Annotated in this window: 14 protein-coding genes; 5 read left to right on the top strand and 9 right to left on the bottom strand. The window is 72.9% G+C overall.

Annotated elements, in window-relative coordinates; genetic code table 11:
• Positions 1–6: 6 nt before the first annotated feature.
• From ACIOD2_RS43185 to ACIOD2_RS43150, 8 genes are read right to left on the bottom strand one after another with little or no spacing between them, the layout of a single operon-like run.
• Complete coding sequence (locus ACIOD2_RS43185) at positions 7–1,386, bottom strand: FAD-binding protein (RefSeq protein WP_400551238.1); 1,380 nt, start codon at positions 1,384–1,386, stop codon at positions 7–9.
• Positions 1,383–2,018 (bottom strand): aspartate/glutamate racemase family protein, encoded by a 636-nt coding sequence (locus tag ACIOD2_RS43180; RefSeq protein ID WP_400551237.1) that lies wholly within the window; start codon positions 2,016–2,018, stop codon positions 1,383–1,385. The genes ACIOD2_RS43185 and ACIOD2_RS43180 overlap by 4 nt, the downstream gene beginning before the upstream one ends.
• Entirely contained in the window at positions 2,018–3,367 is a 1,350-nt protein-coding gene (locus tag ACIOD2_RS43175) for an MmgE/PrpD family protein (RefSeq protein WP_400551235.1), read from the bottom strand. The genes ACIOD2_RS43180 and ACIOD2_RS43175 overlap by 1 nt, the downstream gene beginning before the upstream one ends.
• Positions 3,364–4,065 carry an ABC transporter ATP-binding protein gene (locus ACIOD2_RS43170; RefSeq protein WP_400551234.1) on the bottom strand — a complete coding sequence of 234 codons (702 nt, stop codon included), beginning with the start codon at positions 4,063–4,065 and terminating at the stop codon, positions 3,364–3,366. The genes ACIOD2_RS43175 and ACIOD2_RS43170 overlap by 4 nt, the downstream gene beginning before the upstream one ends.
• Positions 4,052–4,786 carry an ABC transporter ATP-binding protein gene (locus tag ACIOD2_RS43165; protein ID WP_400551233.1) on the bottom strand — a complete coding sequence of 245 codons (735 nt, stop codon included), beginning with the start codon at positions 4,784–4,786 and terminating at the stop codon, positions 4,052–4,054. The genes ACIOD2_RS43170 and ACIOD2_RS43165 overlap by 14 nt, the downstream gene beginning before the upstream one ends.
• On the bottom strand, positions 4,783–5,832 hold the full coding sequence (locus ACIOD2_RS43160; protein ID WP_400551232.1) for a branched-chain amino acid ABC transporter permease: 1,050 nt from the start codon (positions 5,830–5,832) through the stop codon (positions 4,783–4,785). The genes ACIOD2_RS43165 and ACIOD2_RS43160 overlap by 4 nt, the downstream gene beginning before the upstream one ends.
• The gene (locus ACIOD2_RS43155; protein ID WP_400551230.1) at positions 5,829–6,842 is read right to left on the bottom strand and encodes a branched-chain amino acid ABC transporter permease; all 1,014 of its coding nucleotides are present in this window, start codon (positions 6,840–6,842) and stop codon (positions 5,829–5,831) included. Before ACIOD2_RS43155 ends, ACIOD2_RS43160 begins: the two co-directional genes overlap by 4 nt.
• Positions 6,839–8,083 (bottom strand): ABC transporter substrate-binding protein, encoded by a 1,245-nt coding sequence (locus tag ACIOD2_RS43150; protein ID WP_400551228.1) that lies wholly within the window; start codon positions 8,081–8,083, stop codon positions 6,839–6,841. The genes ACIOD2_RS43155 and ACIOD2_RS43150 overlap by 4 nt, the downstream gene beginning before the upstream one ends.
• Before the next feature lie 246 nt (positions 8,084–8,329).
• Here ACIOD2_RS43150 and ACIOD2_RS43145 point away from each other — a divergent pair, with 246 nt between their 5' ends.
• The 5 genes from ACIOD2_RS43145 to ACIOD2_RS43125 are packed head-to-tail and all read left to right on the top strand — an operon-like array spanning position 8,330 to position 13,922.
• Positions 8,330–9,517 (top strand): CaiB/BaiF CoA transferase family protein, encoded by a 1,188-nt coding sequence (locus ACIOD2_RS43145; RefSeq protein ID WP_400551227.1) that lies wholly within the window; start codon positions 8,330–8,332, stop codon positions 9,515–9,517.
• Positions 9,514–10,332 (top strand): HpcH/HpaI aldolase/citrate lyase family protein, encoded by an 819-nt coding sequence (locus ACIOD2_RS43140; protein ID WP_400551225.1) that lies wholly within the window; start codon positions 9,514–9,516, stop codon positions 10,330–10,332. The genes ACIOD2_RS43145 and ACIOD2_RS43140 overlap by 4 nt, the downstream gene beginning before the upstream one ends.
• A complete protein-coding gene (locus tag ACIOD2_RS43135) occupies positions 10,329–11,150 on the top strand; it encodes a cyclase family protein (protein ID WP_400551223.1) in 822 nt (273 codons plus the stop codon). Before ACIOD2_RS43140 ends, ACIOD2_RS43135 begins: the two co-directional genes overlap by 4 nt.
• The gene (locus tag ACIOD2_RS43130; RefSeq protein ID WP_400551222.1) at positions 11,147–12,550 is read left to right on the top strand and encodes an MmgE/PrpD family protein; all 1,404 of its coding nucleotides are present in this window, start codon (positions 11,147–11,149) and stop codon (positions 12,548–12,550) included. Before ACIOD2_RS43135 ends, ACIOD2_RS43130 begins: the two co-directional genes overlap by 4 nt.
• A gap of 49 nt (positions 12,551–12,599) precedes the next feature.
• Positions 12,600–13,922 carry a cytochrome P450 gene (locus ACIOD2_RS43125; RefSeq protein ID WP_400551221.1) on the top strand — a complete coding sequence of 441 codons (1,323 nt, stop codon included), beginning with the start codon at positions 12,600–12,602 and terminating at the stop codon, positions 13,920–13,922.
• 125 nt (positions 13,923–14,047) lie between these two features.
• Here the strand turns inward: ACIOD2_RS43125 and ACIOD2_RS43120 are convergent, their stop codons facing one another.
• On the bottom strand, positions 14,048–15,079 hold the full coding sequence (locus tag ACIOD2_RS43120) for an ion channel (protein WP_400551220.1): 1,032 nt from the start codon (positions 15,077–15,079) through the stop codon (positions 14,048–14,050).
• Between the last annotated feature and the right edge of the window lie 43 nt (positions 15,080–15,122).

Raw genomic sequence — 15,122 nt, 5'->3', positions numbered from 1 at the left:
CTCTCCTCAGCTTGCGGGGTCGGTGGTGCGGCGCCGGGCGACGTCGCCGGCGGCCAGGTAGGCCAGCCCGAAGGCGGGCAGCAGGCCGTTGCCGGGCAGGTAGCCCGCGGCGCCGTGGCCGGAGATGCTCGCCGCGGCGCCACCGGCGGCGTACAGCCCGGGGATCGGGCGGTCCTGGGTGTCGACGACGTTCGCGTGCTCGTCAACCAGCAGGCCGCCCTGGGTGTGGAACAGCGCGGGCACCACGCGCACCGCGGCGTACCGGCCCGACAACGGACGTTCCCAGTTCGTGCGGCCGTACTCGTCTTCGCGCTCACCGCGGGCGATGGCGGACGCGGTGGCGAGTTCCTCGGCCAGCGCTTCCGGTGGCAGGCCGGTCGCCTTCGCGAGCCCGGCGACGTCGTCGGCCCAGACCAGCGCGCCGGAGGCGACCGTGTCGCGGAAGTCCTGGAACGGCCGGCACTGCTCGAAGATCGTCTCGTCGAGCACGATCCAGCCGGTCGAGCCGGGCCGTGCGGCCAGTTCGGCGGCGTACTCGGAGTAGCCGCGGGTTTCGTTGCCGAAGCGGCGGCCGTCGAGGTCGACGAGGATCGCGCCGTGGATGATCGTCGCCCAGCCGACGAGCGTCCCCGCGTTGGCCGCGACGGCGCCGTGGCCCTGGTAGGCGTCGAGGAACCCGGTGGCGGCGCCCAGTTTCTCGCCGATGCGCAGCGCGTCGCCGAGGGACTGGTCACTCCCCTGGTAGAGCGACCCGGAAATCTCCGGCAGGTGCTTGGCGACCAGGTCGGTATCGGCGCCGAACCCGTTGGTGGCCAGCAGAACCGCGCGGGTCGGGATCTCCTCCTCGGTCCCGTCGGGGTACCGGACGACGGCCGCGCGGACACCGTCCACATCGGACAGGACGTCGACCAGCTTGGCGGGGGCGAGCAGCTCGACGTTCTCGTGCTCGGTCACGCGACGGGCGAGGTGGTCGATGACGCCGGAGCCGTGGCGGCCGGGAATCGAATGGCACCGGGGCACGGCGTGGCCGGGGTAGTTGAAGTCCGTGACCAGCGACAACGGCAGCCCGGCCGAGTCCGCGAGCCATTCGACGAGCGGCCCGCTCACCTCGGCCAGAGTGCGGGCCAGCCGCGGGTCGGCCTGCCCGTGCGTCTTGGCCATGATGTCGGCGACGAACCGCTCGGGCGAGTCGCCGACACCGGCGTCGGCCTGCCAGCGGGAACCGGCGCCGGGGAACATCGCCGTGGACATCGAGGTGTTGTTGCCGCGCCGGAAGTGCTCGCTCGCCTCGACCACGAGAACGGAGAGCCCGAGTTCGGCCGCGCGCAGGGCCCCGGCGAGCCCGCCGCCCGCGCCGGCGACGACCAGGTCGGGTCCGCCGGTCACGCCTGCTCCTCGACGGCCAGCAGCCGCATCGCCAGCGCCGTCGGGTCGACGATCCGCGCGGGGAGATCGGCGGGTTCGACGTCGACGGCCGAGCAGCCGTTGATCACCGCCGTCGCGCCCAGCTCGGCCAGTTCGCGCACGGCGGTGCCGAGCGCGGCGTTCCACGTCTCGGTCTCGGCGATGGCGGAGAACGGCAGGTCCAGCACGCGGATCCCGGCGAGGTACTCGGTCAGCCGGTAGGCGGCGATGCGCTTCGAGAACTCCTCGGCGATCGCTTCGTTGCGCACGACCGCGCCGAACCGCACGCCCTTCGCGGCGAGGTAGGTGGCCGACAGCTTGAGCAGGCCGTGCACCGGCAACGACGGCTCGGCGACGGCGTCGGGCACCGCCGGGTCCAGCACGCAGTCGGGGAAGGCCAGGTCCCAGCCGTCACCGGCCTCTTTGAGCACCGCAGCGACGGCGTTCTCCGAGACACGCATGGACTCGTCGGTGTCCAGGGTCTTCGGCGCCGACGGGCCGACGTCCCGCAGCTCGATCTGCAGGCCCGGCGGCGCGAGCCGGTCGTAGCGCTCCTGGCGCCGCCGGATCTCCTCGGGCGGCAGGTGGATGGGCGTCACCGCGAGGGCACGCATCAGTTCAGCTCCTTCTCATCGGTACCGGCCAGCTCGCGCAGCGCCGCGCCCACGCGGGGCAGGCCGGGCAGGTCGTGGCCGAACGCGGCGGCCCGCTCCACGATTTGCGCAGGCAGCCACTTCCCGAGCATCTCGACCAGGTCGGACTCGGTCAGCGGGTGGTGGTCGGCGTCGCCGACCGGGTTGGGGACTTCGCGGGTGAGCGACGTGCCGTCGTCGAAGGCGACGGTCACGCGGGCCGCACGCTCGGCCGGGAGGCGGGTGGTGAGGTCGCCGGCCTCGACGAGCCGCACCCGGCTCGCGAGCGCCTGGACGTCCGGGTCGTCGAGCGGGCTGTCCGGCCCGACCTGGCCGTTCAGCGCCGCGGTCGCCACCACGAACGGCGTCGAGAACATCGCCGAGAGCCGGTTCGACCAGTCCACATCGGACAGTCCGGCCCCCAGGACGTGGGTCTCCACCAGAACGTGCGTGATCCCGTCGAGCCGGAACGCCGGGTGCGCGCGCAGGTCGAGCACGGCGTCGGCGGCCGGGTGGGTGAACGAGCACGACGCGTGCCGCTTGAAGTAGCCGCGTGTGATGTCCCAGCGCGTGCCCAGCTCCGCGGTCAGCTCCTCCGGTTCGAACTCGCCGAGCACGGTCCCGAGCGAGAGCGCGGCCGTGCCGGTGGTGCGGGCCATCCCGGCCACGGCCATCCGGGCGGCGGCGAGCCCGGACGTCGCCGAGGCACCGAGCCAGGCGTTGCGCACCGGGTTGCCCTGGGTCGCGGAGTCGAAGTGCCCGGCGATGCCCATCCCGGCCGCGGTGTCGATGGCGGCGGCGGCCGCGCCCGGCGGGAGGCCGAGCAGGCGCGCGCAGCCCGCGGCCGCACCGGGCACGCCCCAGCTGCCGTGCGGGTGCGCGCCCGCGCGCAGGGTCGTCGCGCGGCCGAACCGGGCGGCCACCTCGTAGGCGGCCAGCAGCGCCGCCGCCGTGTCCGCGCCGGCGCTGTCCAGCTCGGCGGCCAGCGCCAGCACCGCGGGGAAGCCGTGGGCGGCGGGGTGGCCCTTCGCGTACTTGTGGCCCTCGTCCAGCTCCAGCGAAACGAGCGCCACGCCGTTGAGCCAGGCGGCCGCGTCGGTCGTGACCAGCCGGCCGCCGCCGATCAGCGGCGCCGGCCCGGGAGGCGCGTTCCACGCGTCGGCCAGCGCCCGCTGCTCCGGCAGCGAAGCACCCAATGCGGTGACACCGACGACGTCCAGCACCACCAGGGCGAGCCGGTCCAGTACCGCCGCCGGGACGCTCGCGACGTCCAGTTCGGACACCCACGCGCCCAGCACGCCGGTGGCTTCGGCCGCTCGTTCGCGTTTCACAGTCCCAGGTACGCCTTCCTGACGCGGTTGTCGCCGGCCAGCTCGGCGCCGGTGCCTTCCAGCACGGTCGACCCGCTCTCGAGCACGTACGCCCGGTCGGCGATGGCCAGCGCCTGCTTCGCGTTCTGCTCGACCAGCAGCACCGCCACCCCGCTGTCGCGAATCCGCCGCACCGCCTCCAGCACGGTCCAGGTCAGTTTCGGGGAAAGCCCGGTCGACGGCTCGTCGAGCATCAGCAGCCGCGGCCCGGCCATCAGCGCCCGGCCGATCGCGAGCATCTGCTGCTGACCGCCGCTGAACGTCTGCGCGACCTGCGTCCGGCGCTCGGCGAGCACCGGGAACAGCTCGTAGACCTCCTTCAGCGACTTCGCGGCCTGCTCGGGCGTGCGGGTCCACGCGCCCATCCGCAGGTTCTCCTCGACGGTGAGCGTGCCGAACAGCGCCCGGTCCTCGGGCACGTGCACCAGGCCGTCGCGCACCAGCTGGTCCGGGCGGCGGCCGGCGGTCGGGGAGCCGTCGAGCGTGATGGTGCCCGACAGCGGCTTGAGCTGACCGCAGATGCTGCGCAGGGTCGTGGTCTTGCCGGCGCCGTTCGCGCCGACCAGCGCGACGATCTCCCCGGCGTCGAGGCGCAGGTCGACGTCGTGCAGGATCCGCATCCGGCCGTACCCGGCGCACACCTTCTCAAGCGTCAGCATGGGTCGGCTCCTCACCGAGGTAGGCGTCGATGACCCGCGGGTCGCTGGTGACCGCTTCGGGTGAGCCGACGGCCAGCACCCGCCCCTGGTCGAGCACGAGCACCCGGTCGGCCAGCCGCATGACCGCGGCCATGATGTGCTCGATGAACACGAGCGTGACGCCCTCCTGCTCGCGCAGGCCGGCCAGCAGGTCGAGCACCGGTTCGCGCTCGGCCGGGACCAGCCCGGCCAGCACCTCGTCGAGCAGCAGCACCTTCGGCCGGGTCGCCAGCGCCCGGGCCAGCTCGAGGCGCTTGAGCCCGGCGGTCGGCAGGTCGGTCGCGGCGCGGTGGGCCCACGGCCCGAGCCCGACCCGCTCGACGACGTCGAGCGCGTGCTCCCGCAAGGCCTTCGCACCCAGCCGGTGGTGCTGCGCGGCGAGGCTGACGTTCTGCGCCACCGTCATGCTCGCGAACGGCCGCATCAGCTGGAAGGTGCGGACCATGCCGGCGCGGGCGATCCGGTCGGGCGCGCGGCCGGTGACGTCCTCGCCGGCCAGCCGGACCCGGCCGGTGTCCGGGCTCAGCGCGCCCGAAATCACGTTGAACAACGTGGTCTTGCCCGCGCCGTTGGGCCCGATGACGCCGAGGATCTCGCCTTCGGCCACCTCGACGTCCACATCGGACAGTGCGTGCACGCCGCGGAACGCCTTGCCGACGCCGCTCACCTCGACGATGCTCATCGACGCCACCTCGCAGCGAGAGTTCCGACGATCCCCTTGGGCAGCAACCGCACGATGAGGATCACGAGCACGGCGTACAGCACGACGTCCAGGCCGCTGCGGCCCTGCAGGAAGCCCAGGAAGCCCGGTGGGGTCCGCAGCAGCGTCGCCGTGACGTCGGTGAGCGAGCCGATGATGATCGCGCCGACCACCGGGCCCCACACCGTGCCGATGCCGCCGATCACCACGGGCACGATCGCCTGGATCGAGATGGCCGAGCCGAACCCCAGATCGGGGTTCACGAACAGGTAGTACTGCGTGTAGAAGGCGCCGGCCACGGCGGTGATCGCCGCCGACAGCGCGACCGTCATCAGCTTGTGCCGCAGCACCGGGGCGCCCAAGGACGCGGCGGCCAGTTCGTCGTCGCGGATCGCCGTGACGTAGCGGCCGGCGCGGGAGTGCAGGAAGCCGATGCTGATCGCGACCGCCGCCCCGGCCAGCACCAGCGCCACCCAGAAGTACGCGGGCGAATCGGCCGGGAACTGGATCTGCCACAGCGACGAGCCCTGGATCAGCGGCACGCTGTAGCCGACGGACTTGTTGGCGAACGCGCTGCTCGTGACGATCAGCCGCAGCATCTCCGCGAACGCGAAGGTGGCCAGCGCGAAGTAGGCACCCTGCAGCTTGTAGCGGAAGGAGAAGTAACCGATGACCACCGCGACCGCGGCGGCCACCGCCATCCCGGCCAGCATCCCGATCCACGGCGACACGTTGTGCTTCACCAGCAGGTACGCGCTGGTGTAGGCACCGAGGCCGAAGTAGGCGGCGTGGCCGAAGCTGAACATCCCGCCGAACCCGCTCATGATGTTCCAGCCGACGGCCATCAGCAGGAAGATCAGGATCCGCACGGCGACCGCGCCCTGGGCGGCGGGCAGGATCAGCGGCAGCGGGATCGCGACGATCACGAGGATCGCGAGAATGGCCAGCTGCCGGTTCTGCGGCCGCAACGGCGGCGTCTTGACGGTCTCTTCGGAACCGGTCGGCGCCGCGATGGTGATGGTGCTCATGCGCGCCTCCCGAACAGACCCTGCGGACGGAGGAAGAGCACCAGCACGAACACCACGAACACGCCGAGCAGGGAGCTCTGGCCACCGAGGTAGATCGTCGTGAGCTGCTCGACCAGACCGATCAGCAGGCCGCCGACGAGCGCGCCGGCGACGTTGCCCATCCCGCCGAGCACCACGACCACGAACGCCGTGATGTTGAACTGCTCCCCCAGCGTCGGGGTCACCGTGACGAGCGGGCCGGCGAGCACCGCCGCGGCCCCCGCGCACGCCGTGCCGATCGCGAAGGTCAGCGTGTGCATCCGGCGGACGTTGATGCCGACCAGCGCCGCGCCCGGGGCGTTCGCGGCCACCGCGCGGATCGCCGTGCCCAGCCGGGTGCGCCGCAGCAGCCAGAACAGCAGCCCGCCGAGCACGACGGCGCCGAGGAACGCGTACAGCCGCGAGCCCGCGACCACCGCGCCCAGCAACGGGAACTGGAAGTCACCGGGCAGCGTGATCGTCTTGGGCTCGGCGCCGAAGAACATCAGCAAACCGTTCTCCAGCAGCAGTGACAGGCCGAGCGTGATCAGCAGCTGGTTCTCCAGCGACCGGCCGCCCGCCCCGGACAGCAGCCCGCGGTGCACGGCCGCGCCGAGCAGGAACAGCACCGGGACGGCCACGACGAGCGTCAGGTACGGGTGCAGCCCGGTGGCCTGCACCATGCCGAAGGAAATGAACATCGCGACCGCGAGGAACGCGCCGTGGGCGAAGTTCACGATGTCGAGCACGCCGAAGATCAGCGTGAGCCCCATCGCGATCAGGCCGTAGAGACCGCCGGTCAGCAGGCCGGTGACGACCGACTGCCAGACCACCAGGCCGCTGCCGGACTGCAGCAGCGCGACCACGATCGCCACGACGAGGACGGCGGCCACGATGCCGGCGCGGCCGAGGAAACCCTTGCGTTCCTGGGCTTTCCGGTCGGGTGGTGCGGTTTCGGGGACGACGGGCGCCCCGGTGTCGAGTTCGGTCATGGTCGCCACGCCACCCTGTAGTCGGGCCGGGATTCGGCTTTTTCGGGGGGATACACCTGCTGGACCCGCCCGTCCCGGACCTGCATCAGCACCGGGAAGGCGTTGCGGTTGTCGCCGTTCGGCGCGAACTGGATCGGCCCGCGGCCGACCGCCAGGGGCGCGACCTGGGCCGCGGCGATCGCGTCCCGCACCTTCTCCGGGTCGGTGCTCGCGGCCTGCTCGACGCCGTGCGCGATCACCTGGACCGCGTCGTAGGACAGCACCGCGCCGGTGCGCATCGGGTCGCCGTACTGCTGTTGGTACTTCTCACGCAGCGCGACGGTCTCCGGGTTGGTCGCGTCGTAGTGGTAGTTGGCGCTGAAGTACAGGTTGCCGAGCGCGGCCGCGTCGGCGACGAACTTCGGCTGGTCGTACGCGCCGTTCGAGACGCCCCAGACCGCGTTGAGGTCCGGCTTCACCGACGCGATCGCCTTGGCCGCCAGCAGGCTGTCGCGGTAGTAGCCGGCGACGGCCAGCACGTCCGCGCCGGACGCCTTGACCTGGGTGATCTGGGCGGTCAGGTCGCTGACGGTGGTGGCGTCGTAGCTGATGTTCGGCCCGATCGCGATGCCTAGCTGCTTCGCGGCCGCGTTGAAGGCGTCGGCCGCGCCGCTGCCGAAGTCGCTCTGCTCGTGCAGGAACGCGACCTTCCGGACGGGCTTGCCCGCCTGGTCCGAAACCGCTTTCAGGTACTGGGCGGCGGCCGTCGCGATCGCCTTGCTGCCGGGCTGCACGCGGAACGAGTACTTGTAGCCGTGGGCGAAGATCGCGTCCGAGGCGGTCACGTCCATCACGAACGGGACGCGGTTGCGTTCGGCCACGACGGCGACGTTGGTACTCACCGCGCTCTGGTAGGTGCCGACCAGGCTGACCGCACCGGCCGAGATCAGCCGCTGGGCCTCGCTCTGCCCGATGTCGGCCTTGCCCTGGGTGTCGCCGGTGACCAGCTCGACCTTGCGCCCGCCGAGCGACTTGATGCCGCCCGCCGCGTTGATCGCGTCGACCGCCAGCTGCGCGCCGCGGCGCATCTGCAGGCCGTCGGCCGCGTTCGAGCCGCTGACCGGGTGCAGCGCGCCGATCTTCACCGGGCCCTCGTCCCGCCCCGCGGCCGCGCCGCCGGCCCCCATCGGCGCCGAGCCCCCGCACCCGGTCGCGAGCAGGGCGCACGCGCCGAGCGCCGCGACGAGTTTTCGTGCGGTCATGTCACCTCTTCCCACTGGAAGGGCTGTCGTTCCGCTAAGCGAAACGCCAGATTTGTTGTCGGCCATCGTGACACCCGGCCCGACGTCAGGTCAACATCTGCGCATAACTTGACGGACACGCGTGATCAGTGCGAACTTGGGGAACACGGAGAGACGTCACCACGAAACACGACGTTCACAGTTGTTCCCCCCGGCGAAACGGGCAGCGATTCCCGGGCCGCCGGACGAGAAAGGCAGGTACGCCCCATGACGGGCGCTTTGTCCGGGATCCGGGTGCTCGACACCGCCACCCTGTTCGCCGGCCCGCTGGCCGCGACGCTGCTGGGCGACTTCGGCGCCGAGGTGATCAAGATCGAGCACCCGAAGGGCGACCCCGTCCGCAGCCACGGCGCGCAGCGGGACGGCGTCGGCCTCTGGTGGAAGATGCTCGGCCGCGGCAAGAAGGCGATCACCCTCTACCTCGGCTCCCCCGAGGGCCAGGAGATCTTCAAGAAGCTCGTGGCCGACGCCGACGTCGTCGTGGAGAACTTCCGCCCCGGCACGCTGGAGCGCTGGGGCCTCGGGTACGACGTGCTGCGCGAGATCAACCCCGGCCTGGTGCTCACGCGGGTGACCGGGTTCGGCCAGGTCGGCCCGTACGCCAAGCGGCCCGGCTTCGGCACGCTCGCCGAAGCGATGAGCGGGTTCGCCGCGATCACGGGCGAGCCGGACGGCCCGCCGACGTTGCCGCCGTTCGGCCTCGCCGACGGGATCGCCGCGCTGACCACCGCCTACGCCGTGATGACGGCGCTGCGGGCGCGGGACCAGACCGGGCGCGGGCAGGTCGTCGACCTGGCCATCATCGAGCCGATCCTGACCCTGCTCGGGCCGCAGATCATCGCCTACGACCAGCTCGGCACGCTGCAGCCGCGCACCGGCAACCGCTCCACGAACAACGCGCCGCGCAACACCTACCGCACCCGCGACGGCAGCTGGGTGGCCATCTCCACCAGCGCCCAGTCGATCGCCGAACGCGTGATGCGGCTGGTCGGGCGCCCGGAGCTGATCGACGAGCCGTGGTTCGCCAGCGGCTCGGAGCGCGCGCAGCACGCCGACCTGCTCGACGACGCCGTCGGCTCGTGGATCGCCGACCGCGATCGCGACGACGTCGTCAAGGCGTTCGAAGAGGCCCAGGCCGCCGTCGCGCCGATCTACACCGCCGCCGACGTCATGACCGACCCGCAGTTCGCCGCGCTGAACAGCATCACCACCGTCGAGGACGACGAGCTCGGGCCGGTGAAGATGCAGAACGTGCTGTTCCGGCTGTCGGAGACGCCCGGGCACCTCACCACGGCCGGGGCACCGCTCGGCGCGCACACCGCCGAGGTTCTCGGCCGCTACGGCCTCGGTGAGCCGGAACTGGCCGCACTGCGCGAAAAAGGCGTCATCAAGTGATCCGCAGCTGGCTCTACGTCCCGGGCGACCGGCCGGACCGGATCACGAAGGCCCTGGCCGGGCCGGCGGACGCCGTCATCATCGACCTCGAGGACGCCGTCGCCGCGGCCGCGAAGGACGACGCCCGGCGAGGGGTGCTGGACGCGCTGGGCAACGGCGCGAGCGCGTTCGTCCGGATCAACGCGCCGGGCACCCCGGCCGGTGAAGCCGACATCGCAGCGCTGGCTGGGTCCGCGCCCGCCGGCGTCCGGGTGCCCAAGTGCGAGGACCCCGGCGAGCTGCGGCGGGTCGCCGACGCGCTCGGCGTGCCGGTGTACCCGGTGCTCGAATCGGCACTGGGCGTGGAGAACGCGCTGGTGATCGCCACCGCGCACCCGCTCGTCGCCGGGATCTCGCTGGGCGAGGCCGACCTCGCCGCGGACCTGCGGGTGGCCGGGGGCGACGCGCTGACCTGGCCGCGGTCCCGGGTGGTCGTCGCCGCACGCGCGGCCGGGCTGCCGAGCCCGGTGCAGAGCGTCTGGACCGCCGTGCGCGACCTCGACGGCCTGCGCGCGAGCACCGAAGCCGGGCGGCGGGCCGGGTTCTTCGGCCGGTCGCTGATCCACCCGGCCCAGATCCCCGTGGTGCACGAGGTCTGCGCGCCCGACCCGGCCGAGACGGCGTGGGCGAGCGAGTTGCTCGACCGGCTCTCGGCGGACGAGCAGGCCGCCTGGATCGACCACAACGGACAGTTCGTCGACGCCGCGATCGTGGCGCGCGCCCGGTGGGTGCTCGCGCTCGCGGAGTCCGAAGAAAAGGAAGGCCAGCACTCATGACACGTCCCCAGGATCCGCTGCTGTCGGCGATCGCCGGCGGGGTCCGGCTGATCGAGCTCGGGCAGCCGTTCTTCACCGGCATGCCCTGCTCGCCGAACCACCCCGGGTTCCGGATGACGCTGATCCGCCGTCACGGCGACATGCGCCGCCCGGACGGCGGCTCGGCCGCCAACGAGATCATCGTGACCGGCGGGCACGTCGGCACCCACATCGACGCGCTCTCGCACGTCAGCCACGACGGCAAGCTGCACGGCGACGTCGACGCCGCCGTTGCCCAGCAGGGCGGCGTGTTCCGCACCCACGGCGCGGAAAACCTGCCCGGCCTGCTGCGGCGCGCGGTGCTGCTGGACGTCGCCGCGGTGCACGACGTCCCGACACTGGAGCCGGGCTACGGCGTCACGGCCGACGACCTGGACGCGGCCGCGAAGCTGGCCGGCACCGAACCCGGCGAGGGCGACGTCGCGCTGATCCGCACCGGCTGGGCGCGGAACTTCGACGACGCCACGACGTACATGGGCAAGGAAACCGGTGTCCCCGGCGCGACGACGTCGGCGGCGGAGTGGCTGGCGGCCCGCCGGGTCGTCGCGACCGGCGCGGACACCACCGCCTACGAGCAGATCCCGGCCGGGGCCGGGCACGCCGTGCTGCCGGTGCACCGGATCCTGCTCGTGGAGTCGGGCATCTTCATCCTGGAGCACCTGAACCTGGAGGCCGTCGCGGCCGAAGGCGTGCACGAGTTCGTGTTCGTGCTGGCACCGCTGCGGATCGTCGGCGGCACCGGCTCCCCCGTGCGTCCCCTCGCGGCGGTGACCGCATGACCGCCACGATCGTGCAGCAGCTGGCCGCGTTCGCGACGTCCGTGCGGGCCAAGGGCCTGCCGCCGGAGCTGCGGGACGACGCCGCGCGGCGCGTGCTCGACGTCTTCGGCAACAGCCTCGCCGCCACGTCGGAGCGTCCTGCCGCGGCCGTCGGCGCGCTGGTCCGGGAGTGGGGCGGCACCGGCCGCGCCACCGCGATCGGCACCGGCGACCGGCGGCCCGAGCCGAGTGCCGCCCTGCTGAACGGCACCCTCGCGCACTCGCTCGACTTCGACGACACGCACCTGCCCTCGGTGCTGCACCCGTCGGCGTCGGTGGTGCCGGCCGCGCTGGCCGTCGCGGAGTCCCGCGGCGCGACCGGGGCCCAGCTGCTGGACGCGATCGGTGTCGGCGTCGAGATCACCGTCCGGCTCGGGATGGCGGGCTACGACGAGGAACTGGGCAACTCCGTGTTCTTCGAACGCGGCCTGCACGCGACGGCGATCTGCGGCGCCCTCGGCGCGGCGGCGGCCGCGGCGATGCTGTCCGATGTGGACTCCGAGGGGATCGCCGACGCCATCGGCATCGCGGCCAGCATGGGCTCCGGGCTGCTGGAGGCGAACCGCACCGGCGGCACGGTGAAGCGGATCCACTGCGGCTGGGCGGCCCACGGCGCGGTGACGGCGGCGGGTATGGCCCGCCACGGCATCACCGGCCCGCCCACGGTCCTGGAGGGCCGGTTCGGTCTGCTGCAGGCGTTCTGCGGCGACCAGTCCGATGTGGACGCGATCGTCGACGGTCTCGGTGAGCGCTGGGAGCTGCCGGGGATCTTCTTCAAGCCGTATCCCTGCAACCACTTCACGCACGCGGGCATCGACGCGGCGCGGCGGCTGCGTTCCCGGGGTGTCGACCCGGCGGAGATCGCCGAGCTGGAGCTGGGCGCGCCGACGTCGGTGCTGCGCACGATCGCCGAGCCGCGCGAGGACAAGATCCGGCCGAAGTCCGGCTACCACGCGGCGTTCTCGGGGCCGTACACGGTCGCAGCCGGCCTGCTGGGCGGTGGCGGGCTCGGCGTCTTCCACGACGACTTCACCGACGAGGCCGCGGCGGACCCGGCCCGCCTGGAGCTGGCGGCGAAGGTCCGCTGCGTCCCGGACGCCCGGTGCGACGAGATCTTCCCCCACCAGTTCCCGGCGGTCCTGCGCGTGCGCCTGAAGGACGGCCGTGAGCTGGAGGAACGCGTCGACGCCAACCGCGGCGGCCCGCAGAACCCGCTCTCGGCCGGCGAGCTGGCGACGAAGTTCCGCCTGAACGCCGCGCGCGTCCTCCCGGACGAGGTCAGCGCGCGGATCACGGAGCTGACCTACGGCCTCGCCGAGCTGGGCGACCTCACGGAGCTGACCGGGTTGCTGCGCACCTGACGATCTACGCTGGACCGGACGCGAGTCCTGCGGCGAAGGTGGGGGAAACGTGACCCGGTTCGGCAAAACGGTCGTCGAAGGCGCTTTGGGGCGCACGAAGCCGGTGATCAGGTGGGGCCTGGGGCACGCGCTGCCGCGGGCCGTGCTGCTGCGCCAGGCCCGGCGCGGCGACCTGCAGGGCCGGCTGGTGGACGACGCCGCGGCCGGGCGGGACCTGACCGGGCTGTTCGACGAGATCCGCGCCGCCGGGCCGGTCGCCCACACCCGGTTCGGCTGGATCACGACCCACCACCCGGCCGTCCGGGAGGTGCTCGCCAGCGACGACTTCCGCACCGGCGTGCTCGGCTCCGACGGCTCCGCGCTGGGGCGGCTGATGGAGTGGTCGGCCGGGGAGTACCTGCACCCGGTCCGGCCGCCGTCGCTGCTGGCCGTCAACCCGCCCGAGCACACCCGCTACCGCAAGCTCGTCACCGGCGTGTTCACCGCGCGCGCCGTCGAGCAGCTGCGCGGGCGCGTCCAGGCGATCGCGGACGAGGTGCTCGGCCGGATCGACCCCGCCGGGCCGGTCGACCTCGTGGAGTCCTACTGCGGGCTGCTCCCGGTGACGGTGATCAGCGAGATCCTCGGCGTCCCGGCCACCGACGTGGGCAAGGTGCTGTCCCTGGGTGCCGCGGCGGCGCCGAGTCTCGACCTCGGCCTGGGCTGGCGCACGTTCCGCGAGGTCGAGACCGCGCTGGCCGAGTTCGACACCTGGCTCGGCGAGCACCTGGACCACCTGCGCCGCCACCCCGGCGACGACCTGTTCAGCCGGCTCGTCGCGGCCCGCGACAACGGCGTCGGCCTCACCGAGGCCGAGCTGAAGTCGACGGCGGGGCTGGTCCTGGCGGCCGGCTTCGAGACGACGGTCAACCTGCTCGGCAGCGGCATCGCCCTGCTCACCGAGCACCCGGACCAGCTCGCGGTGCTGCGCGAGCGGCCGGAGCTGTGGGGCAACGCGGTCGAGGAGGTGCTGCGCCACGACCCGCCGGTGCTGCTGACCGGCCGGGTGGCGGTACGCGCGACCGAGGTCGCCGGCGTGCCCGTGCCGCGCGGGGCGGTGGTGACCACGGTGCTGGCCGGCGCGAACCGCGACCCCGGCGTCTTCACCGACCCGGCGACGTTCGACGTCACCCGGGCGGGCGCCCGCGACCACGTCTCGTTCGGCGCGGGCCGCCACCACTGCCTGGGCGCCGCCCTGGCCCGGATGGAAGGCGAGATCGGGCTGCGGACGATCTTCGAGCGGTTCCCGGACTTGAGCCTGCGGCCGGGCAGCCGCCGCCGCGACACCCGCATCCTGCGCGGTTACGAGTACCTGCCGGCCACACTCGCCTAGGCGCCCCAAGGTGGCCTTCGGTGCGTCGGACGCAACCAAGGCCGCCTTCGGTGCGTGAGACGCAACCAAGGCCGCCTTGGGGCGCAGTGCCGGGGCGCGGGGCGGCCGACCTCGGACGCGCGGCGCTAGGCGCCGCTCAGTGCCTGTTCGATCTCGTCCTGGGCGAGGGCGCGGGAGCTGACGTAGTAGACCACCGCGCCGGGTGGGAGGTCGCCGTCCCAGGCCGGGTTCACGGTCAGGCCGCGCTCGCCGCGGACGGCCAGCACGGTGGCGCCGAAGACCTGCCCCAGCGTCGCGCGGCAGTGCTCGGCCGACAGCGCGCCGAGGCGTTCCGGGAGGGTGACCGAGTAGGTGCCCGCACCGCCGCTGGTCATCAGCTCGGTGTAGACCTCGGCGATCCCGGGTGACACCACCTCCTCGGTGATCATCCGCGGGGTGTGCCACTGGACGCAGGTGATCCGCGGGTCGACGTAGCCGATCAGCTCGGCCCGTTCCATGTCGCGCATCGTGACCACCACGTGCGCCGCGGTGGTGGCGTGGTCGACGAGGACCGCGACGGCGAGCGCCTCGTTGTCGTCCCGGACGTCCACGAGGACCGTGGCGGCCCGCTCGATCCCGGCCCGCGCCAGCACCTCCGGCGCGGTCAGCTCGCCGCGGACGAACTCCACGGGCTGGGCCGGCATGGGGTGCACCGTGACGTCCTCCCCCGCGCAGAGCGCCAGCCCGGTGACGCCGTCGGCCAGCAGCTGCGCCACGATCCGCTCGGTGCGCCCGGCGAGGTAGCCGACGAGCACGACGTGGCCGCTCAGCCGCACCGGTTCCATCCCCTGCATCCGCCGTCCCTTCGCTTGCTCGAGCAGCGTCGCGAGCCGGGTGAAGACCGTGGTGAGGGTCGCGATCCCGCCGACGATCACGTACGCCCCGACGAAGTGCCCGGCCACCGTGTCCGGTGAGAAGTCGCCGTACCCGACCGTCGAAGCGGTCACGACGAAGTACCACCAGTAGTTCCCCGGCTGGACGAGCTCACTGCCGGCCGGCTCGGCCAGCACCATCAACGGCCAGCTCGTCACGAAGACGAACACGACGACGGCGACCGGCAGCGCCCACCCGGCACGCAGGATCCAGCGGGCGAGGAGGCGGGACAGGATGAAGGACACGCCCCTCCTCCCGCCGCGCCGAACGTCCCTTGAGGACAGTTCC

This window comes from Amycolatopsis sp. NPDC088138, assembly GCF_044741685.1.
GTDB lineage: Bacteria > Actinomycetota > Actinomycetes > Mycobacteriales > Pseudonocardiaceae > Amycolatopsis.
Note: the sequence above shows the minus strand (reverse complement) of the source record. Positions and strands in the feature narration are given on the sequence as shown.